Source organism: Nonomuraea candida, from assembly GCF_000725485.1.
GTDB lineage: Bacteria > Actinomycetota > Actinomycetes > Streptosporangiales > Streptosporangiaceae > Nonomuraea > Nonomuraea candida.
On sequence record NZ_KL647031.1, the window covers coordinates 288,051 to 312,725 of the forward strand.

At 72.7% G+C, this 24,675-nt stretch carries 18 protein-coding genes; 8 read left to right on the top strand and 10 right to left on the bottom strand.

Going from position 1 to position 24,675, the window contains the following annotated elements; all coding sequences use genetic code 11:
• Positions 1–30: 30 nt before the first annotated feature.
• A complete protein-coding gene (ileS, locus tag IO39_RS45280; RefSeq protein WP_043639711.1) occupies positions 31–3,177 on the bottom strand; it encodes an isoleucine--tRNA ligase in 3,147 nt (1,048 codons plus the stop codon).
• A 471-nt stretch (positions 3,178–3,648) separates the two neighbouring features.
• Here ileS and IO39_RS45285 point away from each other — a divergent pair, with 471 nt between their 5' ends.
• The 3 genes from IO39_RS45285 to IO39_RS45295 all read left to right on the top strand — a co-directional run bounded on the left by IO39_RS45285 (position 3,649) and on the right by IO39_RS45295 (position 5,571).
• Positions 3,649–4,038 (top strand): TraR/DksA family transcriptional regulator, encoded by a 390-nt coding sequence (locus IO39_RS45285; protein ID WP_211267408.1) that lies wholly within the window; start codon positions 3,649–3,651, stop codon positions 4,036–4,038.
• An 80-nt stretch (positions 4,039–4,118) separates the two neighbouring features.
• Positions 4,119–4,649, top strand: a complete 531-nt coding sequence (gene lspA, locus IO39_RS45290; protein ID WP_281200384.1) for a signal peptidase II — start codon at positions 4,119–4,121, stop codon at positions 4,647–4,649.
• Positions 4,642–5,571 carry an RluA family pseudouridine synthase gene (locus tag IO39_RS45295; protein ID WP_043638717.1) on the top strand — a complete coding sequence of 310 codons (930 nt, stop codon included), beginning with the start codon at positions 4,642–4,644 and terminating at the stop codon, positions 5,569–5,571. Before lspA ends, IO39_RS45295 begins: the two co-directional genes overlap by 8 nt.
• Positions 5,572–5,575: 4 nt before the next feature.
• Here the strand turns inward: IO39_RS45295 and IO39_RS51650 are convergent, their stop codons facing one another.
• The 6 genes from IO39_RS51650 to IO39_RS45325 are packed head-to-tail and all read right to left on the bottom strand — an operon-like array spanning position 5,576 to position 12,424.
• Positions 5,576–6,955, bottom strand: coding sequence for a serine/threonine protein kinase (locus tag IO39_RS51650; RefSeq protein WP_245642631.1), 1,380 nt, complete (start codon positions 6,953–6,955; stop codon positions 5,576–5,578).
• Between the two features lie 9 nt (positions 6,956–6,964).
• The gene (locus IO39_RS45305) at positions 6,965–7,276 is read right to left on the bottom strand and encodes an AzlD domain-containing protein (protein ID WP_043638719.1); all 312 of its coding nucleotides are present in this window, start codon (positions 7,274–7,276) and stop codon (positions 6,965–6,967) included.
• Positions 7,273–7,935 carry an AzlC family ABC transporter permease gene (locus tag IO39_RS45310; protein ID WP_043638721.1) on the bottom strand — a complete coding sequence of 221 codons (663 nt, stop codon included), beginning with the start codon at positions 7,933–7,935 and terminating at the stop codon, positions 7,273–7,275. Before IO39_RS45310 ends, IO39_RS45305 begins: the two co-directional genes overlap by 4 nt.
• Positions 7,936–7,957: 22 nt before the next feature.
• Positions 7,958–8,788, bottom strand: a complete 831-nt coding sequence (locus IO39_RS45315) for an AraC family transcriptional regulator (protein WP_043638724.1) — start codon at positions 8,786–8,788, stop codon at positions 7,958–7,960.
• Positions 8,785–10,491 (bottom strand): serine/threonine-protein kinase, encoded by a 1,707-nt coding sequence (locus tag IO39_RS45320; protein ID WP_084774598.1) that lies wholly within the window; start codon positions 10,489–10,491, stop codon positions 8,785–8,787. Before IO39_RS45320 ends, IO39_RS45315 begins: the two co-directional genes overlap by 4 nt.
• A gap of 10 nt (positions 10,492–10,501) precedes the next feature.
• Entirely contained in the window at positions 10,502–12,424 is a 1,923-nt protein-coding gene (locus IO39_RS45325; protein ID WP_052424196.1) for a serine/threonine-protein kinase, read from the bottom strand.
• A 283-nt stretch (positions 12,425–12,707) separates the two neighbouring features.
• Between IO39_RS45325 and IO39_RS59540 the strand changes: the two genes are divergently transcribed.
• Positions 12,708–13,550, top strand: a complete 843-nt coding sequence (locus IO39_RS59540) for a chorismate mutase (RefSeq protein WP_342671494.1) — start codon at positions 12,708–12,710, stop codon at positions 13,548–13,550.
• A gap of 122 nt (positions 13,551–13,672) precedes the next feature.
• On the opposite strand, the gene IO39_RS45335 is transcribed toward IO39_RS59540, so the two are convergent.
• Both IO39_RS45335 and IO39_RS45340 read right to left on the bottom strand, forming a co-directional pair.
• Positions 13,673–14,680 (bottom strand): SGNH/GDSL hydrolase family protein, encoded by a 1,008-nt coding sequence (locus IO39_RS45335; protein WP_052424197.1) that lies wholly within the window; start codon positions 14,678–14,680, stop codon positions 13,673–13,675.
• Between the two features lie 270 nt (positions 14,681–14,950).
• Positions 14,951–16,309, bottom strand: coding sequence for an amino acid permease (locus IO39_RS45340; RefSeq protein WP_043638728.1), 1,359 nt, complete (start codon positions 16,307–16,309; stop codon positions 14,951–14,953).
• A 213-nt stretch (positions 16,310–16,522) separates the two neighbouring features.
• On the opposite strand from IO39_RS45340, the gene dnaE reads away from it, so the two are divergent.
• The 3 genes from dnaE to IO39_RS45355 all read left to right on the top strand — a co-directional run bounded on the left by dnaE (position 16,523) and on the right by IO39_RS45355 (position 22,446).
• On the top strand, positions 16,523–20,050 hold the full coding sequence (gene dnaE / locus IO39_RS45345; protein ID WP_043638731.1) for a DNA polymerase III subunit alpha: 3,528 nt from the start codon (positions 16,523–16,525) through the stop codon (positions 20,048–20,050).
• 135 nt (positions 20,051–20,185) lie between these two features.
• Positions 20,186–21,049 carry a CPBP family intramembrane glutamic endopeptidase gene (locus IO39_RS45350; protein ID WP_157549863.1) on the top strand — a complete coding sequence of 288 codons (864 nt, stop codon included), beginning with the start codon at positions 20,186–20,188 and terminating at the stop codon, positions 21,047–21,049.
• A gap of 14 nt (positions 21,050–21,063) precedes the next feature.
• On the top strand, positions 21,064–22,446 hold the full coding sequence (locus IO39_RS45355) for an amidase (protein WP_043638737.1): 1,383 nt from the start codon (positions 21,064–21,066) through the stop codon (positions 22,444–22,446).
• Positions 22,447–22,581: 135 nt separating this feature from the next.
• Here IO39_RS45355 and IO39_RS45360 read toward each other — a convergent pair whose 3' ends face one another.
• Positions 22,582–23,097 carry a hypothetical protein gene (locus tag IO39_RS45360; protein ID WP_052424198.1) on the bottom strand — a complete coding sequence of 172 codons (516 nt, stop codon included), beginning with the start codon at positions 23,095–23,097 and terminating at the stop codon, positions 22,582–22,584.
• 253 nt (positions 23,098–23,350) lie between these two features.
• Here IO39_RS45360 and murA point away from each other — a divergent pair, with 253 nt between their 5' ends.
• Positions 23,351–24,661, top strand: a complete 1,311-nt coding sequence (gene murA, locus IO39_RS45365) for a UDP-N-acetylglucosamine 1-carboxyvinyltransferase (protein WP_281200379.1) — start codon at positions 23,351–23,353, stop codon at positions 24,659–24,661.
• Positions 24,662–24,675 lie beyond the last annotated feature (14 nt).

The window sequence follows — 24,675 nt, forward strand, 5'->3', positions numbered from 1 at the left end:
TCGGGTGCGCCCCTTGCCGGTGCGTGCGGGTCAGGCGCGGCGGAGCTGGAAGGTCAGGCCGAGGTCCTCGTCCGTGTGGGACGGGAGGCCCTCCTGGGCGCCCTCCGTGAGGCTGGTCGCCAGGACCTCCTCGCTCACCACGTGGCCCTGCGAGCGGAGCGCCGTGGCGAGGTCGGGGTTGGCGGCGGTCCACCACAGGTCGATGCGGTCGGTGATCGACAGGCCGGTCGACTTGCGGGCCTCCTGCACCAGGCGGATGACCTCGCGCAGCAGGCCGGCGCGGCGCAGCTCGTCGGTCAGCTCCAGGTCGAGCGCCACCGTCTCGCCCGTGCCGGTGCCGATCGCGCCGGTCTCCACGGCCCAGCCGGAGCGGGGCTGCTCGTTGACGATCACCTCGTCGGGGCCCAGCATGATCTCGCCCAGCTCGTCCGCCTCGACCATGACCGTGGCGCCGGAGCGCAGGGCCCTGGCGACGCGGGCGGGGTCGGCGGCGGCCACCGCGGCGGCCACGAGCTTGGTCTGGGAGCCGAAGCGCTTGCCCAGGGCCCGGAAGTTGGGCTTGACCGTGTAGGAGACGAGGTCGGCGCTGAAGCCGGACATGTCCTCCAGGGTCTGGACGTTCAGCTCGTCGGCCACCAGGCCGCGCAGCTCGCCGGGGAGCGACGGCCAGCCGTGCGCGCCCACCAGCGCGCGCCGCAGCGGCTGGCGGGTCTTGACGCCCGAGGAGGCCCGGGCCGAGCGGCCCAGCTCCACCAGGCGCCGCACCAGGGCCATCTGGTCCGACAGCGCCGGGTTCAGCAGCTCCTGGCGGACCTCCGGCCAGGAGGCCAGGTGCACCGAGGAGGGCGCGTCGGCCGAGCGCAGGACGTCCCACAGGTAGTCGGTGACGAACGGCGTGATGGGGGCCATCAGCCGCAGCACCGTCTCCAGGCACTCGTAGAGCGTGGCGAACGCGTCGCGCGAGCCCTGCCAGAAGCGGCGGCGCGAGCGGCGTACGTACCAGTTGGACAGGTCGTCGAGGAAGTCGGCCAGGCGGCGGCCCGCGCGCTGGGTGTCGTAGTCGTCCAGGGCCGCCGTGACCTCGGCCACCGTCCGGTGCAGCTCGGCCAGCGCCCAGCGGTCGAGCAGCGGGCGCTGCGCGGCCGGGGTGGCCTCGGCCAGCATGGCCGGCGACCAGGACTCGGCGTTGGCGTAGAGGGTGAAGAACGAGGAGGTGTTCCAGAGCGTCAGCAGGACCTTGCGGACGATCTCCTCCAGCGTGCCGTGGCCCACCCGGCGCGCCGCCCACGGGGAGCCCGAGCAGGCCATGAACCAGCGCAGCGCGTCGGCGCCGTGCTGGTCCATCAGCGGGATCGGCTCGAGGATGTTGCCCAGGTGCTTGCTCATCTTGCGGCCGTCCTCGGCCAGGATGAGGCCGAGGCAGAGCACGTTCTCGTAGGAGGACTGGCCGAAGACGAGCGTGCCGACGGCCATCAGCGAGTAGAACCAGCCGCGCGTCTGGTCGGTGGCCTCGCAGATGAACTGCGCGGGGTAGACGCCCTCCGGCTTGCCGCGCTCGCCCCACTGGGCGAAGGGCATGGAGCCGGAGTCGTACCAGGCGTCGATGACGTCGGGCACGCGGCGGGCCAGGGCGCCGCAGGAGGGGCAGTCGAAGGTGACGTCGTCGACGTACGGGCGGTGCGGGTCGAGGGCCGAGACGTCGCGGCCCGCGAGCGCGCCCAGCTCCTCCAGCGACCCCACGCACGTCACGTGGGACTCGTCCTCCGAGCACACCCACAGCGGCAGCGGCGTGCCCCAGTAGCGCGAGCGCGACAACGACCAGTCGACGTTGTTGCGCAGCCACTCGCCGAACCGGCCCCACTTGATCGTGTCGGGGAACCAGTTGGTGCCGGCGTTCTCGGCCAGCATCTGGTCCTTGACCGCGGTGGTGCGGATGTACCAGGACGGGAGCGCGTAGTAGAGCAGCGGGGTGTGGCAGCGCCAGCAGTGCGGGTAGCTGTGCTCGAAATGGCCGCCGCGGTAGAGCAGGCCGCGGGCGCGCAGGTCCGCGGTCAGCTCCTCGTCGGCGTCCTTGAAGAACCTGCCGCCGACCATGGGCACGTCGTCGAGGAAGCGGCCGTCGGGGCCGATCGGGTTGACGACGGGCATGTCGTATTTCTTGATCACGGCCATGTCGTCGGCGCCGAAGGCGGGGGCCTGGTGGACCAGGCCGGTGCCGTCCTCGACCGTGACGTAGTCGCCGAGCACGACGTAGTGGGCGCCGGGGATGTCGACCAGGTCGAACGGGCGCGAGTAGGTGGTGTGCTCCAGGTCGCGGCCGGTGAAGCGGGCCACCTCGGTCGTGCCCTCGCCGAGCACCGACAGCAGGGGCTCGGCCACGACCAGCACCTCGCCGTCGGCGGTGCGTGCCGCGACGTAGGTCACGTCGGGGTGCACGGCGACGGCCGTGTTGGAGACCAGGGTCCACGGCGTGGTCGTCCAGACCAGCAGCGCGGCGCCCAGCTCGGCCAGCGGGCCGGAGGTCGCGGGCATGCGGACGTAGACCGACGGGCTGGAGACCGTCTCGTAGCCGCCGGGCTGGCCCAGCTCGTGGTCGGACAGGCCGGTGCCGCAGCGCGGGCAGTAGGGAGTGATCCGGAAGTCCCGGAACAGCAGCCCCTTGTCGAAGATGACCTTCAGCGACCACCACACGGACTGGACGTAGGACGGGTCCATCGTGCGGTACGCCTGGGACAGGTCGATCCAGTAGCCCATCCGCTCGGTCATCTGCTCGAACGCGTCGACGTGGCGCAGCACCGACTCGCGGCACCTGGCGTTGAACTCGGCGATGCCGTACGTCTCGATGTCGCGCTTGCCCGACAGGCCCAGCTCGCGCTCGACGCCGACCTCGACGGGCAGGCCGTGGCAGTCCCAGCCCGCCTTGCGCGGCACGCTGAAGCCGCGCATCGACTTGTAGCGCGGGAACAGGTCCTTGAAGACGCGCGCCTCGACGTGGTGCACGCCGGGCAGGCCGTTGGCGGTGGGCGGGCCCTCGTAGAAGACCCAGGCGGGGTTGCCGGAGTTCTGCTCGACGGAGCGCTCGAAGATCTTCCCGTCCCGCCAGCGGTCGAGGACCTCGCGCTCGAGCGCGGGCAGGTCGACCTGCGCGGGAAGAGAGCGGAATGATGGGGAAGACATCTCGGGCGGGACCTCCACGCTTGATCGGCCTGCTGGGCTGGACGCGTGAAGGGACGAAGCCCGCAGGCTCCGCGGTACCACCCTTCTTGACCCCGCCCGGAGGCGGAGCCCTCTTCATTTGGTCTGCTGCCGGTTCTAATGAGCTCGCGAGAGCCGTTCTTCCGGCGGCTCCGGGGTGATATCCCTCACAGTCGGGCCCCATCAACGCCTTGCAGTCTCAAACCATAACGCAGAGTGGAGGCGAAGGCTTCCTCGTTTCCCCGGTGGCGCCCCGGTGCCCGCGAGGCCCGTCGGTACGGGAGTCGTAAACGGCGCAAAGTTGTGGGAATGGACGCCGCTGGGGAGGAGTTGAATGCGCGAGGCGGGATAGTACGGGTGAGGTAAACCGTCCGGCGGGTCGTTTGCCGTTCCGTTATCTGGATCCTAAGCTGCCCGCACCATTTACGGCCTTGATCAGCAATGGAGGCAGCCATGGCGGCAGTCACGCAGACCGCTACACCCTCGATGTGGTCGGACGAGGAGCTGGCCGAGGTACGCGACAGGCTTCAGACCGAGATCGCCGAGCTCGAGGCCGACATCCTGCGCCACGAGGCCGAGATAGCCTCGGGGGACGTCACCCAGGGAGCCGGCGACGACCAGGCGGACGCCGGCGCCAAGACGTACGAGCGCGAACGCGAGATCGCCCTTACCCTGAATGCGCGCGATCTGGTCGCGCAGAACGAACGTGCGATCGCCAGGATCGACGCAGGGACCTATGGAGTGTGCGAATCGTGCCACAAGCCGATCGGCAAGGAACGCCTTCAGGCGTTCCCGAGGGCGACGCTGTGCGTGACCTGCAAGCAGAAGGAAGAGCGCAGGTAGAGCCCCCGTCGGGGCCGTCATCGGAGCCGCCGACGGCGTTTCCCGCGCCACGGCCCCGCCGGCGCCTCTTCGCCGTCCTCATCGTGCTGGCGGCCGTGATCTACACGGCCGACCTCATCACCAAGACGGTCGTGCTGCGCACGCTGGAGGGGGAGCCGCCGCTCGTCGTCATCCCCGGGGTGCTGCAGTTCCGCGTCATCTTCAACTCCGGCGCCGCGTTCAGCATCGGCACCGGGATGACGTTCGTCTTCACCCTGATCGCGACGGGCGTGGTCGTGGCCATCGTGCGCACGGCCCGCAAGCTCGGCAGCAGGTCCTGGGCGTTCACGCTCGGCCTGCTGCTGGGCGGCGCGACCGGCAACCTCACCGACCGGCTGCTGCGTTACCCGTCGGGGATCGGGCGGCCCAGCCAGCTCCAGGGGCACGTCGTCGACTTTATCGAGGTGCTGCCGGGCAACTTCCCGATCATCGACTACTTCCCTGTCTTCAACATCGCCGACTCGGCGATCGTCTGCGGCGGCATCCTGGCGGTCATCCTGGCCTGGCGCAACGTGCAGATCGACGGCTCCAGGGAGATCGAGGAGCCGAAGGGGGCGGGCAAGGATGACTGAGCAGCGCAGCCTGCCCGTGCCCGACGGACTGGAGGGCGAGCGGCTCGACGCCGCGCTCTCGCGGCTGTTCGGCTTCTCCCGCACCCGCGCGGCCGAGCTGATCACGGCGGGCGAGGTGCTGGTGGACGGCCGCCAGCCGGCCAAGTCCGACCGCGTGCACGCCGGCGCGTGGCTGGACGTCACCCTCCCGCCGCCGGTCAGCACCCCCATGCCGGTGGCCGAGCCGGTGCCGGGCATGACCATCGTGTACGAGGACGACGACATCGTCGTGGTCAACAAGCCCATCGGCGTGGCCGCCCACCCGACCGTCGGCTGGACCGGTCCCACCGTGATCGGCGGGCTGCTCGGCGCCGGCCACACGATCGCCACCAGCGGGGCCGCCGAGCGGCAGGGCATCGTGCACCGGCTCGACGCCAACACCACGGGCGCGATGGTGGTGGCCAAGAGCGAGCACGCCTACTCGCGGCTCAAGCGGGCCTTCAAGGAGCGCACCGTCGACAAGCGCTACCACGCGCTGGTTCAGGGGCATCCCGACCCGTTCAGGGGCACGGTCGACGCGCCCATCGACCGCCACCCCTCCGGCGACGGCCGCTTCGCGGTGGTGGCCGGGGGCAAGCCCTCCGTCACCCACTACGACACGGTCGAGGCGTTCAGGGCGGCGTCGCTGCTGGACATCAAGCTGGAGACCGGGCGCACCCACCAGATCCGGGTGCACATGTCGGCGCTGCGCCACCCGTGCGTCGGCGACCTGATGTACGGCGCCGACCCCACGCTCGCGGCCCGCCTGGGCGTGACCCGGCAGTGGCTGCACGCGGTGGCGCTCGGGTTCGAGCATCCCGCGACGGGGGAGTGGATGTCGTTCAGCACCGAATACCCGCAGGACCTGCGGAAGGCACTGGACATCGTGCGCGAGGAGTCCTGAGGCGTCAGTCCTGGCCGGCGGGCTCGGCGTTGTCGGAGCCCTCGACCTGGCCGGGGGCGCCGCCCGGCGTCTCCTCCGGCTGATCCTCCTTCTTGTCTTTCTTGTCCTTCTTGGTCTTGCCCGGCTCCGGCTCCTGCGACGGGCTCCGCTTGGCCGGCTCGCGCTCCCCGGACGGGGAAGCGGACCGGTCACGGCCGGCCGGCGGGCTGTCCCCGGCGGGGCCGCCCACCCGGGGACCGCTCGCGGGCGGGCTCACGGGCGGCGTGGTGCGCGGGGTGGCGTTCGCCGGCGGGTCACCGCGCCGCGGCGCCGGCGTGGTGGACGGCAGGGTGGAGGGCGGGGCGGACGGCGTCCCGGAGATCGCGGTGGGAGTGGTCATCTTGGCGGGCAGGTGCCGGGCGTCGTGCGTACGCTGCGACGACCACCACGCCGCCCCGCCCGTCACCAGCCCCACGAGCAGCGCGCCCCCGGCGATCGCGGCCATGGGCATCAGCCTGGGCCGCCACCGGGAGGACTGCCGCCGGACCTGCCCCGGCACGACGACCGGGCCGGTCTCCTCGGGGGCGCGGCCGGTCAGGATCGCGGCCAGCCGGCGTTCGGCCTCCTCCAGCGTCATGCGCTCGGCCGGGTCCTTGCGCAGCAGCCCCAGCAGCACGGGGCCGAGCACGCCCGCGCGGGCCAGCGGCTCGGGCTCGGCATGCATGACCGCGCCCAGCGTGGCCAGGGCGTTGTCCCGGTGGAAGGGGGAGTGGCCCTCGACGGCCAGATAGAGCGTCACGCCCAGCGACCACAGGTCCGAGGCCGGCCTGGCCCGCCCGCCCGCCGCGCGCTCGGGGGCCATGAAGGCGGGGGTGCCGACCAGGATGCCCGTCCGCGTGACGGGCGCCTCGTCCTCGGTGGTGGCGATGCCGAAGTCGGTGAGCACCGCCCGGCCGTCCTCGGTGAGCAGCACGTTGTCCGGTTTGACGTCCCGGTGCAGCACGCCGGCCGCGTGCGCGGCCCGCAGCGCCTCCATGAGCTGCAGGCCGATCCGGGCGGCCTCCAGCGGGGACATGGGGCCGTCCTCGCGGACCCGCTCGCCCAGCGTGCGCGAGCGCACGAGCTCCATGACGATCCAGGGGTGGCCGCGCTCCTCCAGGACGTCGTACACGGTGGCCACGCCGGGGTGCGCCACCCGGCCCGCCGCCCTGGCCTCGCGGAAGGTACGTACGGCGAACACCTCGCGTTCGGGCCCCGTCAGGTCGGGTGGCGGCAGCACCTCCTTGACGGCCACGTCCCGGCCGAGCACCTCGTCGTGCGCCTGCCACACCGTGCCCATGCCGCCCTTGCCGATCGTCCTGAGCAGTCGATATCGCCCGCCGACCATCACCGCTGAATCGGACATGCACGGCGACTACCCAAGAAGGATCCGGGCAAGCGCCGTGACGACGGCCGCCGCCGCGAGCACGACCAGAAACGGCGCGCGCAGCAGCAGCGCCACCACCGCCGCGCCCAGCCCCGCCACCCGGGCCGGGTCGAAGCTCAGCCCGCCCTCGTGCGTGAACGTCTGCACCGCGACCAGCGCCGCCAGCAGCGCCACCGGCACCAGCTCCGCGAACCTGCGCACCGTCGGATGGTCCAGCACCCGCCGGGGCGCGGCCAGCCCGGCCAGCTTCAGCGCGTAGCAGCCGGCGCAGACGGCCGCGATCGCCCACCACAATGTCATCGGGCCAGCACCACCAGCACCGCGGCGGCCGACAGCAGCACCGGCACGCCCGGGGGCAGGAACGGCGTGGCGCACAGCGCGATCGCCGCCGCGCCCGCCGCCAGCCCGCGCAGCTCCGCGCTGCCGGCCAGCCGGGGCCACAGGATGGCCAGGAACGCGACCGGGCCCACCACGTCCAGCCCCAGCACGCCGGGGTCGCCGAGGAACGAGGTGCCGTACGCGCCGGCCAGCGTGGTGAGGTTCCAGGTGACGTACAGGGAGGCGAACGTGGTCACGAAGCCCGTGCGGGCCGCCTCCGGGGTCGGCTGGGCCATGGCGACGGCCGTGGTCTCGTCGATGACGCCGTGGGCGGCCAGCAGCCGGCGCGGGCCGCGTACCCGGAGCAGGTCGGCCAGGCGCAGGCCGTAGAGGGTGTTGCGGCCGCCGAGCAGCAGGGCGCCGAGGGTGGCGGCGACCAGGTCGCCGCCGGCGCCGGCCGCGCCGGTCAGCGCGAACTGCGAGGCGCCGGTGAAGGCCAGCAGGCTCAGCACGCACGCCTGCGGCACCGACAGGCCCGCGGTGACCGCCGCGGCGCCGAAGGCGAGGCCGGACAGCCCCACGGCCAGCCCCACGCCCAGACCGTCCCGTACGGCGGCGGAACGGGGTGTTGTGTCTTCCATGCGACCTGAGGCTACGCACGGGTCAAAGGCCGGTCTTGTACGTTCCTGCGGCCCGCTGGTACGCGGCGGGCGGGACGCCCACGATGCGTTTGAAATGCCGGTTCAGGTGAGCCTGGTCGGTGAAGCCCACCTCGGCGGCCACCCGGGCGGGGCGGACGCCTGCCAGCAGGAGGCGGCGCGCCTGGCGTACCCGCAGCGAGGTCAGGTAGGCGTGCGGCGGCATCCCCGTCGCGGCCTTGAACGCCCGCAGCAGCGCGAACGGCCGCGCCCCCACCGCCCCCGCCAGCTCCTCCAGCGCCGGCGGGTCCACGAGGCTCTCGTGCAGCAGGGCCAGCGCCTCGCGCACCGCCCGCCTGCCCTCCGCCGGCAGGACCGCGTCGGGCCGCGGGGTGGCGTGGCGGGACAGCAGCCGGGCGAACAGCGCCCGGCTCAGCGTCGAGGCCGCCAGCGCGTCGCCCCGCTCCGCCGCCCGGTGCGCCTGCCCGAGCAGCGCCGCCACCCGGTCGTCGCGCACCACCTGCTCGGGGAAGTGCGGGGTCCCGCGCGGCGCGCCCAGCTCCTCCGCGACCGCCGCCAGCGCGTCGATCGACGGATAGAGCATCCGGTACGCCCACCCGCCCGGCGTCCCCGCCTGCCCCGTGTGCACGGCGTCGGGGTTGACCAGCACCAGCTCGCCCGCCGCCGCCCGGTGCAGCGTGCCGCGGTAGTCGAACTCCTCCACCCCCGACACGATCAGGCCGATGGCGTAGCCGTCGTGGGCGTGCCGGGAGAAGCGGTGGGTGACGTAACGGGCCTTGAGCAGGTCGGTCTCCGGCACCGCCGGATGCCGCCAGAACCTCGCCTGCTCCTTCACAGCGGCCGGAAGGTCCTGGCGAACGTGTCGAAGAAGTGGCGGTCCCTGGCCCAGCGGGAGTGCGGGGTCTCCCAGTACAGCGCGTACGGGCGGCCGTCGCGGGTGTGGAAACCGCGGTTGATCACGTGGATCGTCACGTTCTCGCGCAGCCGGGTGAACTCCCAGTCGGCGGCCCGCATCCCCTGGTAGCCGAGCGAGGTGATGCCGATGCGCCGGTACTGCCGGAACTCGCCCTTCGCCCGGATGTCCCGCTCCAGGCCCAGCCAGTGCTCCTTCGGGTCGTCCCACGGGATGTCGGGCACCGTCCACTCCACGATCAGCGTGCCGGGGGTGCCGGGGCCCTTGATGGAGACGCTGTCCCTGCCGGGGGTCTTGGCCACCTGCCACTTGCCGGGCAGCGCGATCTGGAAACGGCCGATCGCGCTCCGGTACCGGCGCCAGCCCGCGGGCACCGCCGCGGTGCGCGTCGGGGCGGGCGTGGCGGTGACCTCCGCGCCGGGCGTCTCGCTCGCGCTCGGGCGCGCGCCCGGCTCTGTGGGCGCCGTGGAAGCGGCGCCGGCCGGCCCGGACGTGGCCGAGGGCGCGGACGTGGCCGACGGCGCGGACGCCCAGCGGTCGGACAGCAGCACGCCGCCCGTGGCCAGCACCGCCACGGCGGCCACCGCCGCGGGCACCGCGACCCACACCGCCCTGCGCCGCCCGCCGCCCCGCTCGGGCCCCGCCGTCACGGGCCCGGTCGTCGCGATGTGCCGGGCGCCCTCCGCCGTGTGCGCCACCGCCCCGGCCTCGCTCCATGCGGGCGGCGGGGGCGTGGCGGGTACGGGCCGGCCGGCGTCGGTCCAGGCGGGTGGCGGGGGCGTGGCGGGTACGGGCCGGCCGGCGTCGGTCCATGCGGGTGGCGGGGGCGCGGCGGCGGCTTCGTACAGGAGCGCCGCGGCCTGGGAGGCGGGCATGCGGGCGGCGGGGTCGCGCCGCAGCAGCCCCATGATGACCGGTTCGAGCGCCCCGGCCCGCGCCGGCGGCTCCGGCTCGTCGCGCAGCACCGCGGCCACCGTCGCGGCCCACGAGTCGCGCTTGAACGGCGGGCTGCCCTCGACGGCCGCGTACAGCGTGGCGCCCAGCGACCACAGGTCCGACTCCGGCCGGGCGGGGTCGCCGTTCAGCCGCTCGGGCGGCATGTACGCGGGCGTGCCCACCACCCCGCCCGTCGCCGTCAGCCCCGCCTCGGTCTCCATGGAGGCGATCCCGAAGTCGGTCAGCACCACCCTGCCGTCGTCGGCGAGCAGCACGTTCTCCGGCTTGACGTCGCGGTGCAGCACCCCGGCCGCGTGCGCGGTGCGCAGGGCGTCGAGCACCCGGCCGCCGATCACCGCGACCTGCCCCACGCGCAGCGGCCCGCCCTCGCCGATGACCTGCGCCAGCGAGCGCGAGCGGACGAGCTGCATCACGATCCAGGGCCGCCCGTCCTCCTCCACGACGTCGTGGATGACGACCACCGACGGGTGGTCGAGGCGGCCGGCCGCCCTGGCCTCCCTGATCGTGCGGCGGTTGAGCTCGGCCCGCCGGGTGTCGCCGACGCCCGTGTAGCGGACCTCCTTCACCGCCACCGTGCGGTCGAGCAGCTCGTCGTGGGCCCGCCAGACCACACCCATGCCGCCCTCGCCGAGCGGCTCGATGAGGCGATAACGATTGCTGACGTGCACGAGGCGCAGCCTACTTCGGCGGCTGGAAGGTGGCGCAGAAGCCTTCGAAGAAGTGGTAGTCGTCCTTCCATTCCCGGCTGAGCGTGTGCCAGTAGATCGCGTACGTCTTCCCGTTCTCCGCGACGAACCCCCGGTAGCGGATGCGCGACTTGCCGGTGTTGGTGGGCCAGTAGAAGTCCCAGTCGGCGGCGGCCTTGCGGTAGTCCGCCTCCTTGATGCCGATCTTGTCGTAGCCGCCGTACTCGTGCTTCAGCCGGGGCTCCAGCTTCTTCCAGCCCTTCAGCGGGTCCTTGCCCAGCTTGGGGTACTCCTCGATGCGCACGTGCGCGTTGGGCGCCCCGCCGGGGCCCTTGAAGCGGACGCTCTTGCCCTGCCGCGTCCACTCCTCCCAGCCCTTGGGCAGGCCGATCGTGAAGCCGAGCTTCTTGTCGGTGTACTTCCGCCACCCGGACGGCATCGGGTCCTTCTCCTCCTCCGCCTTCGTCTCCTCGGGGGTCGAGGTGGGGGAGGAACTGGCCGTCGCGCTGGGGGCCGCCGACTGCGAGGCCGCGGGCGACGCGGTGGCGGAGGCGTCCGGCGCGGACGGGGAGGCCGGCGGCGAGGCCGGCGACGAGGTCGTGACGGCCGCCGCCCGCGCGCCGGCGTCCCGCTCGGACGTGTCCTCCGGGCCCGCGCTCAGGCCGAGGTAGCCGCCCACGCCCGCCACCAGCAGGACCGCCACGGCCGCCGCGATGATCAGGGCGACCCGGCGCTGCTCCGGCGCGGCCACGTCCGTCGCGGACTCCGCGGGGGGCGCCGGAGGCCGTACGGTCGGCACCTGGGAGATGCGCGCGCCCGTCTCCGGCACGGACTCCTGGACGGGCGGGGCGGGAGCGCGCAGGTTCGGGTCGGTCGGGGTGTCGTCCTCGACCGGCGCGTACGGGCGCCTGGCCTTGGCCGGGCCCGTCCGCTTCGGCTTGGCGGGCGGCGGCGCGGCGGGGCGCTGCGGCTCGGCCGGGACCTGCGGCTCCTGCGCGGCCGGGAACTGGGGAGCGGGGAACTGGGGGGCCGGGAACTGCGCGGTGCGCGGCGGCGGGCTCGGGGCGACCGGCGGCGCGACCGGCTCGACGCTCATCTCCGCCAGGGCCCGGCGCAGCATGCGCTGCGTCTCCTCGTACGTCAGCCGCTGCACCGGCTCCTTGACCAGCAGCCCCATGATCACGTCGGTGAGCGGGCCCGCGTGCGTGGCGGGATCGGGCTCGTCGGTGAGCACGGCGTGCATGGTCGCCAGCGCCATCCCGCGCTCGTGCGGAGAGCGGCCCTCCACGGCCGTGTAGAGCGTGGCGCCCAGGGACCACAGGTCGGACTCGCGCCGCGCGGGCAGGCCCTTGAGCCGCTCGGGCGCGATGAACGCCGGCGTGCCCGCCAGGCCCGTCACGGTGAGCTGGGTCTCGGTCTCCAGCGTGGCGATGCCGAAGTCGGTGAGCACGACGCGGCCGTCGTCGGCCAGGAGCACGTTCTCGGGTTTGACGTCACGGTGCAGCACGCCCGCCTCGTGGGCGCGGTGCAGCGCGTCCAGCACGGCCAGGCCGATCTCGGCCACCCGCTTGGGCGGCAGGGGCCCCTCCTGCTTGATCACGGCGCCCAGCGAGCGTGACTGGACGAGTTGCATGACGATCCAGGGCCGGTCGTCCTCCTCGATCACGTCGTGCACGACGATCACGTTGGGATGCTCGAACCTCGCCGCCGCCCTCGCCTCGCGCATCGTGCGCCGGTTCAGCAGCTGCACCTCCTCGCCCAGGGCGGCGGCGTACCTGACCTCCTTGACCGCGACCGTGCGATCGAGGAGCTCGTCGTAGGCGCGCCAGACGATCCCCATCCCGCCCCTGCCGATGGGCTCCTGCAGCTGGTAGCGGCCGGCGATGCGGCGTCCGTCCTGCTTGCGATCCGACATCAACGGCCTCAAACCCTCCTCTAGGCCAAGAAATACTCCCATAGGCAGGGATCAACGGCGACTCGCCTGAAGGACAGTCCGTCCTGTGAGAAGCGCCGCCCAGCAGGTGGAGACGGGGGTGTAGGGTTTGGATATGACTTGTCGTCGCTACGCGTTTACCGAGCCGGCTCCGGGAGAGCCGGTCGTCAGCTAGCGACCACCTGGAGTCGGCACCGAGGCAGAGACAACCGTCTCTGCCTTTTTGGTTTGCGCCGGCTCCGCGGGCCGGCCGAGGGGAGTCGGGATGTCATCGACCTTGCGACGACGGGCGGTAGCCCTGGGAGATCTGCTGGTGGGGCACGGCCCCGGCGTGGTCATCAGCGACCGGGTGAGCCTGCGCGCCGGCCCGCGCGACGCGCCGCCGGAGGGTGCGGTGCTGGAGGGTGCGGTGCTCGCCGAGCCGGCCACGGCGGCCGACCTGCCGGCCGTCGCGGAGCACGCGCGGGCCGTGGTGGTGGGGGCGTCGTGGACCCGCGACATCCCCCTGGTGCGCGCGGCGGCCGGGCTGGGCCTGCCGGTCGTGGTGGAGCGGCGGCCCGCGGCCGGCATGGAGGAGTGGCTGGGGCTGGCCGACTACTGCGCGCTCCAGGGCGACGGGCAGGTGATCCTCTGCGAGGGCGGCCGGCCCGACCTCGGGCTCATGCGGGCGGCGCGGGCCGCCTCCGGGCGGCCGGTGCTGGCGGACGTCTCCGCCGACCCCGGGCTGTCGGCCGCCGCCGTCGCGGCCGGGGCCGACGGGCTGATCGTGAGCCCCGCCGACCGGCGGGTGGCCGAGGAGGCCGTGACCGTCGTGGGCGCGCTGCTGCGCGACGAGGCGCCCGCCACGCTGCCGGAGTGCAGGCAGGCCATCGACCGGGTGGACGCCGCGCTGGCCACCCTGCTCGAACGGCGGGCGGCGCTGGCGGGCCGGGTCCAGGAGATCAAGCCGGTGGGCGGGTTCGCGGGGCGCGACCTGGGCCGGGAGCGCGACCTGGTCGCCCGGATGGCGGTGCGCGCGCCGTCGCTGGGGCCGGCGCGGCTGGCGCCCATCATGAACGCCGTCATCGAGGCCGGCCTGCACCTGGCCGAGGAACGCACCACGCACTGACCGGCCGCTCCCGGGCGGCCTCGCCCTGACCGGCGACCCGGGAGGCCCTTCCCCCGCGGCCTCCTCACGCGGCCCTCGTCCCCGGGGCCGACTCCGCCGCGCCGTCCGTCCGGGAGGACCCTTCAGGGGGCGGTGGTGAGTTCGAAGTTGTTCATCGGGCGGCCGGGGCCGGCGGCGATCTGCTTCGTGATGAGCTCGGCGAAGCGGCGGTAGCCGTCGCCGGTCGGGTGGTAGCTGCGCGCGTTGACCGTCAGCTCCTCCATGTCCACCGCCAGCCCGTTCAGGAACGGCTGCGGCTGCCCCACCTCGTGGCCGGTGAACGCCTCGTAGGCGTCGACGTACTCGGCGCTGCCGGGCGCGCCGAACGCCGCGATGGCCCGGTCGAACTCCCGCACCACCGACCCCACCGTGTCGTTGAGCCGCCGCGTCACGCCGTTCAGCCAGCGCTGGTCGGTCACGGTCAGGTTGTCCACGCTCCCGGCCGGGTTCGCGGGGAAGGGGCGCGGGTAGCCGAGCACGATCACCCGGGCCCGCGGCGCGCGCCCGCGCAGCTCCCGCAGGACCTGGAGCACGCTCGTCCGCAGCTCCTCGATGCGGCGCGAGACCGCCGCCTCCTGGTCCACGCAGGCCGACGACCACGGGATCTTGACGATGCAGCCCGTCAGCACCTTGCTGAAGCCGGCGTCGTTGCCCCCGATGCTCAGCGTGATCAGGCTCGTCGCCTCGGTGACCCGGGTGACCTGGGGCGGGTGGCCGTGCTGCCCGGACAGGAGCTGGCGGGTGGTGGCGCCGCTGCAGGCGTAGAAGGCGGTGCCGCCGCCGAACCGGTAGGTGCGCGCGATCAGCGGCACGTACGAGCCCGTCGACCGGTGGCAGCGGTCGGCCCCGTCGTTGACCGGCTCCTCGTCCAGCTCGAAGACCCCCTCGCCGGAGGAGTAGGAGTCGCCGAGCGCCACGTACGAGCCCTTCTGGGCCGCCTGCACGGGCGTCAGCCGGACCGCCCGGGGCAGCTCGCCCGCGGGCGCGCCGGTGGGGCAGCCCGCGTCCAGGACGGCGCAGGCCAGCTTGGGGTAGACGCCCAGCGGCAGGCACGCCAGCGCCAGCGCCACGCCGACGGCGGCCGCCGCCACGACCCGCCCGGCGGTCCCTCCGGCGGTCCTTCCGGCGGGCCCTCGGGCGGTTCCTCCGGCGGGCCGGCGAGCCTTCGGCCCGGCCTCCCGCCCGCTCTTCCCGCCCGGTAAGAACCGGACAGCGGGGGCGGCGGGTCCGGGCCCGGCCGGTGGTTCCGTCTCGTCCAGCCGTCTGGTCTCGTCCAGCGTGGCCTCCCCCCGGGCGCGACTGCTCCTGCTGCGCCACCGAGACTACCCAGCCGGTGATCGGCGCGGGCATGCCCGCCGGGGCTACGATTCGGCGGGCGCGGGCACCCTGCGGCGGCGGCGCACCGCGAGCCAGCCCAGCGCGATGCCGGCGACCAGGACGGGGACGAGCAGGAAGGCCACCCGCTGGTCCTGGTCGGCGAACGGCATCAGCAGCACCACCAGCGCCAGGAACGCCAGCGTCAGCCAGTTGGTGTAGGGCGAGCCGGGCATCGGGAAGGCCGAGCGGTGGCCCGTGCGGCGCAGCCGGGTCTGGCAGTACACCAGGACGCCCCAGGTGGTGATCACGCCCAGGGAGGCCACGGCGGTGGCGATGTTGAAGGCCCGCTCCGGCAGGTAGTAGAACAGCCCCACCCCGCCCAGGAACATGATCGCGGTGAACAGGATGCCGCCGATCGGCACGTGCCGGGAGCTGAGCGTGCCGGCGAAGCGGGGGGCCTCGTGCTTCCTGGCCATCGAGCGCAGGATGCGGCCCGTGGCGTACAGGCCCGAGTTGCAGGACGACAGCGCTGCGGTGATCACGACGAGGTTCATGGCGTCGGCCGCCCACGGCACGCCCAGCCCGGAGAAGACCGTCACGAACGGGGAGACGCCCGCGCGGTACGCGGTCCACGGCAGCACCATGCCCAGCAGCAGCACCGAGCCGACGTAGAAGATCGCGATGCGCCACACCACGCCGTTGATCGCCCGCGGCATGACCTCGTGCGGCCGGGCCGTCTCGCCCGCCGTGATGCCGACCAGCTCGATCGAGGCGTAGGCGAACACCACCGACTGCAGGCTCATCAGCACCAGCGGGAACCCGGTCGGGAAGAACCCGCCGTGCGCCACCAGGTTGGCCGGGCCCGCCTCGCCCACCGCGAACACCACCAGCACCAGCCCCACGACCAGGAAGACCGTGATGGCCAGGACCTTGAGCATGGCGAACCAGAACTCCAGTTCGCCGAAGAGCCGCACCGACAGCAGGTTGACCACCAGGACGAAGCCGAGCGCGATCAGGGCCGTGCCCCACTCGGGGAAGGTCGGCGCCCAGTAGTGGATGTAGGCGGCGATCGCGGTCAGCTCGGCGACGCCGGTGGCGGCCCAGTTGATCCAGTACATCCAGCCGCTGGCGAAGGCCGCCCACGGGCCGATGAACTCCCCGGCGTACTCGACGAAGGAGCCCGAGGCCGGGCGGTAGAGCACCAGCTCGCCCAGCGCCCGCATGACGAAGAACGCGGCCACCCCCGCGACGGCGTAGGAGAGCACCAGGGCGGGCCCCGCCGCCGCCATCCGGCCCCCGGCGCCCAGGAACAGGCCCACGCCGATGGCGCCGCCGATGGCGATCATCTGGACCTGCCGGTTGCCCAGCGCGTGGGTGTAGCCCTCGTCGGTCTGAGATCGCACGCGGTCACTCCTCGATTACCTGGCGTGAGATCGAGGATATCGGTGCCGCTGATCGCCGTGCGTCCCCGGCGCGCCGGTCCGGGGGGCGGCGCGGCGGCGGCGCCGCGGCAGACCGGTACCGGCGCGGTACGGGCGTGGTGACGTCCCCGGGATGTCCGCCGGGACCACTAGAGTCAGATGCCACAACCCATCGAGACCGGGAGGCGCCGCTCCATGTCGTCAAGCGACTCGTTCGTTCATCTGCACGTACACACGGAATACTCGATGCTCGACGGGGCCGCCCGTCTCAAGCAGATGTTCAAGCAGGTCGGCGACCTGGGCATGCCCGCCATCGCGATCACCGACCACGGCAACATGCACGGCGCCTACGACTTCTACAAGCAGGCCACGACCGCCGGCATCAAGCCGATCATCGGCATCGAGGCCTACGTCGCGCCGGAGCTGCGCCACAACAAGAAGCCGGTGCTGTGGGGCGAGCCCCACCAGAAGAAGGACGACGTCTCGGCGGGTGGCTACTACACCCACATGACGATCTGGGCGCGCAACAAGACCGGCCTGCACAACCTGATGAAGCTCAGCTCGCGCGCCTACACCGAGGGCTTCGTGCGCAAGTGGGCGCGCATGGACTCCGAGATCCTCGCCGAGCACGCCGAGGGCCTGATGGCCACCACCGGCTGCCCCTCGGGCGAGGTGCAGACGAGGCTGCGGCTCGGGCAGTACGACGAGGCGCTGAAGGCCGCCGCGAAATATCAGGAGATCTTCGGCAGGGACAACTTCTACCTGGAGATCATGGACCACGGCCTCGACATCGAGCGCCGCGTCCGCGACGGGCTGACCAGGATCAGCAGGGAGCTGAACATCCCGCCGCTGGTCACCAACGACTCGCACTACACCTACGAGTCCGACGCCGCCTCCCACGACGCCCTGCTGTGCATCCAGACCGGCAAGCAGCTGTCCGACCCCGACCGGTTCCGCTTCGACGGCAGCGGCTACTACATCAAGACCGCCGACGAGATGCGCGCGGTCGACTCCTCCGACCTGTGGGCCGAGGGCTGCCGCAACACGCTGCTGGTCGCCGAGAAGGTCGACCCGACCGGGTTCTTCGAGTTCAAGAACCTCATGCCGACCTACCCCATCCCCGACGGCATGACGGAGAGCGAGTTCTTCCGCAAGACCGTGTGGGAGGGCATGGACAGGCGGTGGCCCGAGGGCTACGACGAGGAGCACCGCAGGCAGGCCGAGTACGAGATCGGCATCATCGAGCAGATGGGCTTCCCGAGCTACTTCCTCGTGGTGGCCGACTTCATCATGTGGGCCAAGCAGAACGGCATCCCGGTCGGTCCCGGCCGTGGCTCGGCCGCCGGCTCGCTGGTGGCGTACGCGATGGGCATCACCGACCTCGACCCGCTCCCGCACGGCCTGATCTTCGAGCGGTTCCTCAACCCCGAGCGCGTCTCCATGCCCGACGTCGACATCGACTTCGACGAGCGCAGGCGCGGCGACGTGATCCGCTACGTGACCGAGAAGTGGGGCGCCGACAAGGTCGCCATGATCGCCACGTTCGGCACCATCAAGGCGAAGGCCGCCATCAAGGACGCCGGGCGCGTCCTGGGCTACCCCTACGCGCTGGGCGACCGGGTCTCCAAGGCGTTCCCGCCGGCCGTGATGGGCAAGGACATCCCGCTGGCGGGCATCTTCGACAAGGACCACCCGCGCTACAACGAGGCCGGCGAGCTGCGCAGGCTCTACGAGGAAGACGTCGACGTCAAGGCGACGATGGACCTCGGCAAGGGCCTGGAGGGCCTGATCAGGCAGACCGGCGTGCACGCCGCCGGCGTGATCATGTCCAGCGAGGTGCTGACCGACCACATCCCGATCATGCGCCGCGACTCCGACGGCGCGATCATCACGCAGTTCGACTATCCGACCTGCGAGACGCTCGGCCTGCTGAAGATGGACTTCCTGGGCCTGCGCAACCTCACCATCATGGACGACTGCCTCAAGATGATCGAGGCGACCACCGGTGAGAAGGTCGACCTGCTGGCGCTGCCGCTCGACGACCGCAAGTCCTACGAGCTGCTGGCCAAGGGCGACACGCTGGGCGTGTTCCAGCTCGACGGCGGCGGCATGCGCTCGCTGCTGCGCCTCATGCGCCCCGACAACTTCGAGGACATCTCCGCCGCCCTCGCGCTCTACCGGCCCGGCCCCATGGGCGCCAACTCCCACACCAACTACGCGCTGCGCAAGAACGGCCAGCAGGAGATCACGCCGATCCACCCGGCGCTGGAGGAGGATCTCAAGGAGATCCTGTCCACGACCTACGGCCTGATCATCTATCAGGAGCAGGTCATGGCCATCGCGCAGAAGGTGGCCGGCTTCTCGCTCGGCGCCGCCGACCTGCTGCGCCGCGCGATGGGCAAGAAGAAGAAGGCGGAGCTGGACAAGCAGTACGCCGGCTTCGAGAAGGGCATGCTGGACAGGGGCTATCCCCCCGAGGCCGTCAAGGCGCTGTGGGACATCCTGCTGCCGTTCTCCGACTACGCCTTCAACAAGGCCCACACCGCCGCCTACGGCCTCATCGCTTACTGGACCGCCTACCTCAAGGCCAACCACCCGGCCGCCTACATGGCCGCGCTGCTGTCGTCGGTCAAGGACGACAAGGACAAGTCGGCCCTCTACCTCAACGAGTGCCGCCGCATGGGCATCAAGGTCTTCCCGCCCGACGTCAACGACTCCGACTTCGACTTCACCCCGCGCGGCACCGACATCCGCTTCGGCCTGTCGGCCATCCGCAACGTCGGCGGCAACGTCGTCGACGGCATCATCGCCGCGCGCAAGGAGAAGGGCCGCTTCACCGACTTCAAGGACTTCCTGCGCAAGGTGCCGGCCATCGTCTGCAACAAGCGGGTGATCGAGTCGCTGATCAAGGCGGGCGCGTTTGACTCGCTGGGCCACGTGCGCAAGGGCCTGGTCATGGTGCACGAGCAGGCCGTCGACGCGATCATCGACATCAAGAAGAACGAGGCCATCGGCCAGGACTCCCTGTTCGGGGCGATCGACGGCGGCGAGGACCAGACCTTCGACGTGCAGATCCCGCTGGGCGAGTGGGACAAGAACACGCTGCTGCAGTTCGAGCGCGAGATGCTCGGCCTCTACGTGTCCGACCACCCGCTCTTCGGCGTCGAGCACATCCTGGCGGCCGGGGCCGACTGCTCGATCGGGGCCGTGCAGGACGAGAGCCGGGCCGACGGGCAGGTGGTGACCGTGGGCGGCATCCTGAGCGGGGTGCAGCGCAAGGTCACCAAGAAGGGCGACACCTGGGTGCTGACCCAGCTCGAGGACCTCGCGGGCTCGATCGAGGTGATGATCTTCCCGTCGGCCTACCAGCTGTGCTCGACGCTGCTGGCCGAGGACGCGATCGTGTTCGTCAAGGGCCGCATCGACAAGCGCGAGGACGTCGCGAAGATCATCGCCATGGAGGTGACGGCGCCCGACCTCACCGTGGAGGCCGGCGGGCCGCTGCTGGTGAGCCTGCCGCTGACCCGCTGCACGCCGCCCGTGGTGGGGCGGCTGAAGGAGATCCTCACCACCCACCCGGGCACGTCGGAGGTGCACCTGCAGGTGCACAACGGGCCCAGGACGACGGTGATGCGGGTGGACGACCGGCTGCGCGTGACGCCGTCCCCGGCGCTGATGGGCGACCTCAAACAACTGCTCGGCCCGGCCTGCCTGGGGGCGTGACCCGCTCCGCTCCGCCACGGCGCGGACGGCGTGGCGCATGACGATGGTCATGGGGTGGCGGCATGACCATTTTCACCGCGGGATCGGCCCGTGGCACGATGTGCGGTCACCGGCCCGCTGCCTAGCGTGGCCGTCATGAGAGCCCCCCATCCCGTGTGGACGGTGCTGATCGCCGTCGCCGTCATGTTCGCGCAGGTGTTCCTCCCCGCCCTGCCCCTGCCCCTGCTGCTCGACCCGGGACACCCCCTCTTCCGCCCGCTCGGCACGGCGGGGGTCACGCTGGCCTCGCTCGGGCTGATCTACCTGGTCCGCCGCTTCGTCCATCGCCGGTCGTGGCGCGGCGCGGGGTTCGGGCGGTCCTGGCGGGCGGTGCCGCAGCTGCTGGCCGGCGTGCTGGCGGGCACGCTCGCGGTGGTCGTCGCCGGCGCGCTGTCGGTGCTGCTCGGGGTGGCCACGTGGGGGTCGTGGGACCTGGTGCTCGGGCAGCTGCCCTACCTGCCGCTCGCGATCGTCATCGTCCTGCTCGGCCAGTCCTTCCCGGAGGAGCTGCTGTGGCGCGGGCACGCGTACGACATGCTGGCGGACCGGCTGTCGCCGAGGGCCGTGCTGGTGGTGACCTCCGTGGCGTTCGGCGCGCTGCACATCATCTCGCGCAGCCAGGCCGACACGCTCGCCGAACGCCTGCTCTTCGTGGTGCAGGCGGTCGCGCTCGGCTTCCTCTGCGGGGCGGCGCGGGCCCGCACGGGGACGATCTGGGCGGCGGTCGGCGCGCACACCGGCTTCCACCTCGGGCACCTGGTGCTGCCCGCCCAGGACGTCCGGTACGGCCTGTACCTCGTCATCCTGACCTGCGCCCTCGGCGCCGCCGGGCTGCTGCTCCTGCGCCGGCGCGCGGACGGGGAGAGCACGCCGCGGAGCGGGGAGGGCGCGCCGCGGAGCGGGGAGGGCGCTGCCCAGGAGGGGCGGGCGGCCTCACCGTCGTCTTCGCGGCCGTCGTGAGGCAGGATCGCAGGGTGAGCGAACTGCACTACCTGACCGCGAGCGAGCTGGCCCGCCTCATCAGAACCCGGCAGGTGAGCGCCGTGGAGGCGCTCGAAGCCTGCCTCGCCCGCATCGAGGAGGTCAACCCCCGGGTCAACGCGATCGTCACGCTCGTGGCCGACCGGGCGGCCGAGGCGGCGCGGGCGGCCGACGCGGCCCTGTCGAGGGGCGAGCCCGCCGGCCCGCTGCACGGTGTGCCGGTCGCGCACAAGGACCTGGTGGACACCGCGGGCATCCGCACGACGTACGGCTCGCCGCTCTTCGCCGATCACGTCCCGGCCAGGGACGACGTGATCGTGCGGCGGCTGCGCGCGGCGGGCGCGGTGACCGTGGGCAAGACCAACACCCCCGAGTTCGGCACCGGCTCCCACACGGTCAACGAGGTGTTCGGCGCCACCAGGAACCCCTACGACCTGTCCAAGTCCGCCGGCGGCAGCAGTGGTGGCGCCGCCGCCGCGCTGGCCACCGGCATGGTGCCGCTGGCCGACGGGTCCGACATGGGCGGCTCCCTGCGCAACCCCGCCTCGTTCTGCAACGTCGTCGGGCTGCGGCCCACTCCCGGCCGGGTGCCGGCCCCGTCCGACCTCGCCGCCTGGTACACGCTGTCGGTGCCGGGGCCGATGGCCAGGACGGTCGAGGACGTGACGCTGATGCTGGGGGCCGTGGCCGGGTTCGACCGGCGCTCCCCGTACTCGATCAAGGAGGTGTTCGCCCCGGAGCCCGAGCGGGGGGTGGCGGGGCTGCGGGTGGCGTGGAGCCCCGACCTGGGCGGGCTGCCCGTGGACACCCGGACGGCGGCGGTGACCGCGACCGCGCCCGGCGTGTTCGAGCGGCTCGGGGCCCGCGTCGAGCAGGTCGAGCTGGACCTGACCGGCGCCGACGACGCCTTCAGGACCTACCGGGCCTGGTACTACCTGCTCGCCCACGGTGACAAGAGCGGCCTGGGCCCCAACACGGCGTGGAACGTCGAGCAGGGCCGCGCGCTCACCGGCGCCGACCTGGCCCGGGCGGAGGTGGCGCGCAGCCGCCTCTACCAGCGCATGGCCGACTTCTTCGACACCTACGACGTGCTGATCGCGCCGGTCAGCCAGGTGCCGCCGTTCCCGGTCGAGCAGCCGCACGTCAGCGAGATCAACGGGCAGCGGCTGCCCGACTACCTGACGTGGATGCGCTCGGCCTACTGGATCAGCGCGCTGCACTCGCCGGCCGCCTCGGTCCCGGCCGGGTTCACCGGGGACGGGCTGCCGGTCGGCGTGCAGATCGTCGGGCGGCCGTTCGAGGACGCCAGGGTGTTGCGGGTGGCGCGGGCGTTCGAGGAGGCGACCGGCCACGGATTGCGCCGGCCGCCGCTCTGAGGCTCCGGGGCCGCCCCGCGCCGGCCGCCGCTCTGAGGCTCCGGGGCCGCCCCGCGCCGGCCGCCGCTCTGAGGCCCCGAAGCCGCCCCGCGCCGGCCGCGCTCGTCGAGGCCCCGCGGCCGGCTCAAGGTCCTGTCACAGCCCCTGCGTCGGCCCGATCCCGCCGTACGGCTGGCGCAGGGGGGACTCGCGGTAGCCGTGCATGCCCTCCAGCAGCGCGAAGAACCCCACCGCCAGCAGCGGCCAGGACACCAGGACCCCGCGGGCGGTCAGCCTCAGCGCGCCTGGCACGATCGTGTCCCCCGGCAGGGCGGCCGCCTCGACCGTGACGGCCCCGATCGTGAACGTGGACCCGGTCCACAACGTCAGGTACGAGGCCAGCACCCCGCCCGCGCAGAGCCCCAGCAGCACCGGCAGCATCCACCGCCGCCCCGCGAACCACGCGACCCCGCCGCACAGCAGGCCCAGCCCGCCGGTGATCACCGCGAACCAGCCGTCGGCCGCGATCAGCGCCTGCGTGGTGGGGTCGGCCAGGACCGTGCCCCGCTCGGTGACCTGGTACGGCGCGCGGGGCGTCACCCCGGACCAGAGCAGCCCGGCGGCCACCCCGAGAGCGGCGAGTGCGAGGACAGTTACCGCAAATGCGCGCACTTCCCTCGTCACGCCACTCCCCCTCACATGTACGTCCGAATCAGCTCGATGGTATCCCTCGGTCAGGCTCCCTCCGCTCCCATCGGAGGCCGGGCCGCGGCTCCCGCCCGCCCGGCCACCGGGAACCCGAGCGCGCGAACACGGGTGCGCGAACACGGGTGCGGAACACGAGTGCGGACTGCCGGGCGCCTCGACGTACGATCGTGCATCGTGCGCGGTTGCGCACGACCTCGATTGAAAAGGGCAGAACTTCGTGATTGAAGAAGAGGTCTGGCTGATAGAGCCCTCCGGTCCGCTCCGGGGGGACGTCGAAGTGCGCGGTTCCAAGAACGGCGTGTCCAAGCACATGGTCGCGGCCATGCTCGGCAACGGCGAGAGCAGCATCCACAACGCCCCCGAGGTGGGCGAGGTGGAGATCACCGCCGCGATGCTGCGCGCTCTGGGCATCAACGTCGAGATCTCCCGTACGGAGATCAGGATCGAGAAGGGCGCCGAGATCGAGCCCCGGGTCCCCGACGCCTTCACCGGCCTGAACCGCATCCCCATCCTCATGCTCGGCCCCCTGCTGCACCTGGCGGGCGAGGCGTTCGTGCCGCTGGTCGGCGGCGACCCGATCGGGCGGCGGCCGGTGAACTTCCACGTGGAGGCCCTGCGCGCGATGGGCGCGGAGGTGCAGGTGGGCGACGCCGGCATCTACGCCAAGGCCAAGCGGCTCAACGGCACCCGGATCGAGCTGCCGTACCCGAGCGTGGGCGCCACGGAGACGGTGCTGATGTCGGCGGTGCTGGCCGACGGGAAGACCGTGCTGAAGAACGCGGCCACCGAGCCCGAGGTGGTGGAGCTGGCGCTGTTCCTGCAGCGGATGGGGGCCAGGATCGAGCTGTCGCCCGACCGCAGGATCGTCATCGAGGGCGTCGAACGGCTGCGCGGCGCCTCCACCTGGCTGACCGGCGACCGCATCGAGGCGTTCTCGTACCTGGCGGCGGGGCTGGTCACCCAGGGCGAGGTCCGCGTGCACGGCTGCCCCCAGGACCGCCTGGTCACCGCGATCACCACGCTGGCCAGGATGGGCGCCCAGTTCGACATCAACGACGAGTACCTGTGCGCCACCGCGCCGCCCGAGGGCCTGCGCGCGGCGGCCGTGCAGACCGACACCCACCCCGGGTTCATGACCGACTGGCAGACGCCGCTCATGGTGCTGTTCACGCAGAGCCACGGCATGTCGGTGCTGCACGAGACGGTCTTCGAGAACCGCCTGGTGTACGTGCCCGCGCTGCAGAAGATGGGCTGCGAGATCGAGGTGTTCGACCAGTGCCTGGGCGGGCCCGCCTGCCGCTACCACGACACCAACGCCCGTCACTCGGCCGTCGTGCGCGGGGTGTCCCGGCTCAAGGGCGCCGACGTGACGCTGCCCGACATCCGGGCCGGCTTCTCGGCGGTGCTGGCGGCGGCGGTGGCCGACGGGCCCTCCACGCTGCGGGGCGTGCACCACATCGAGCGCGGCTACCACCGGCCGTTCGAGCAGTTCGCGTCCCTGGGGCTGCACATCACCCGGCAACGGTAAACCTCGGTAAAGAG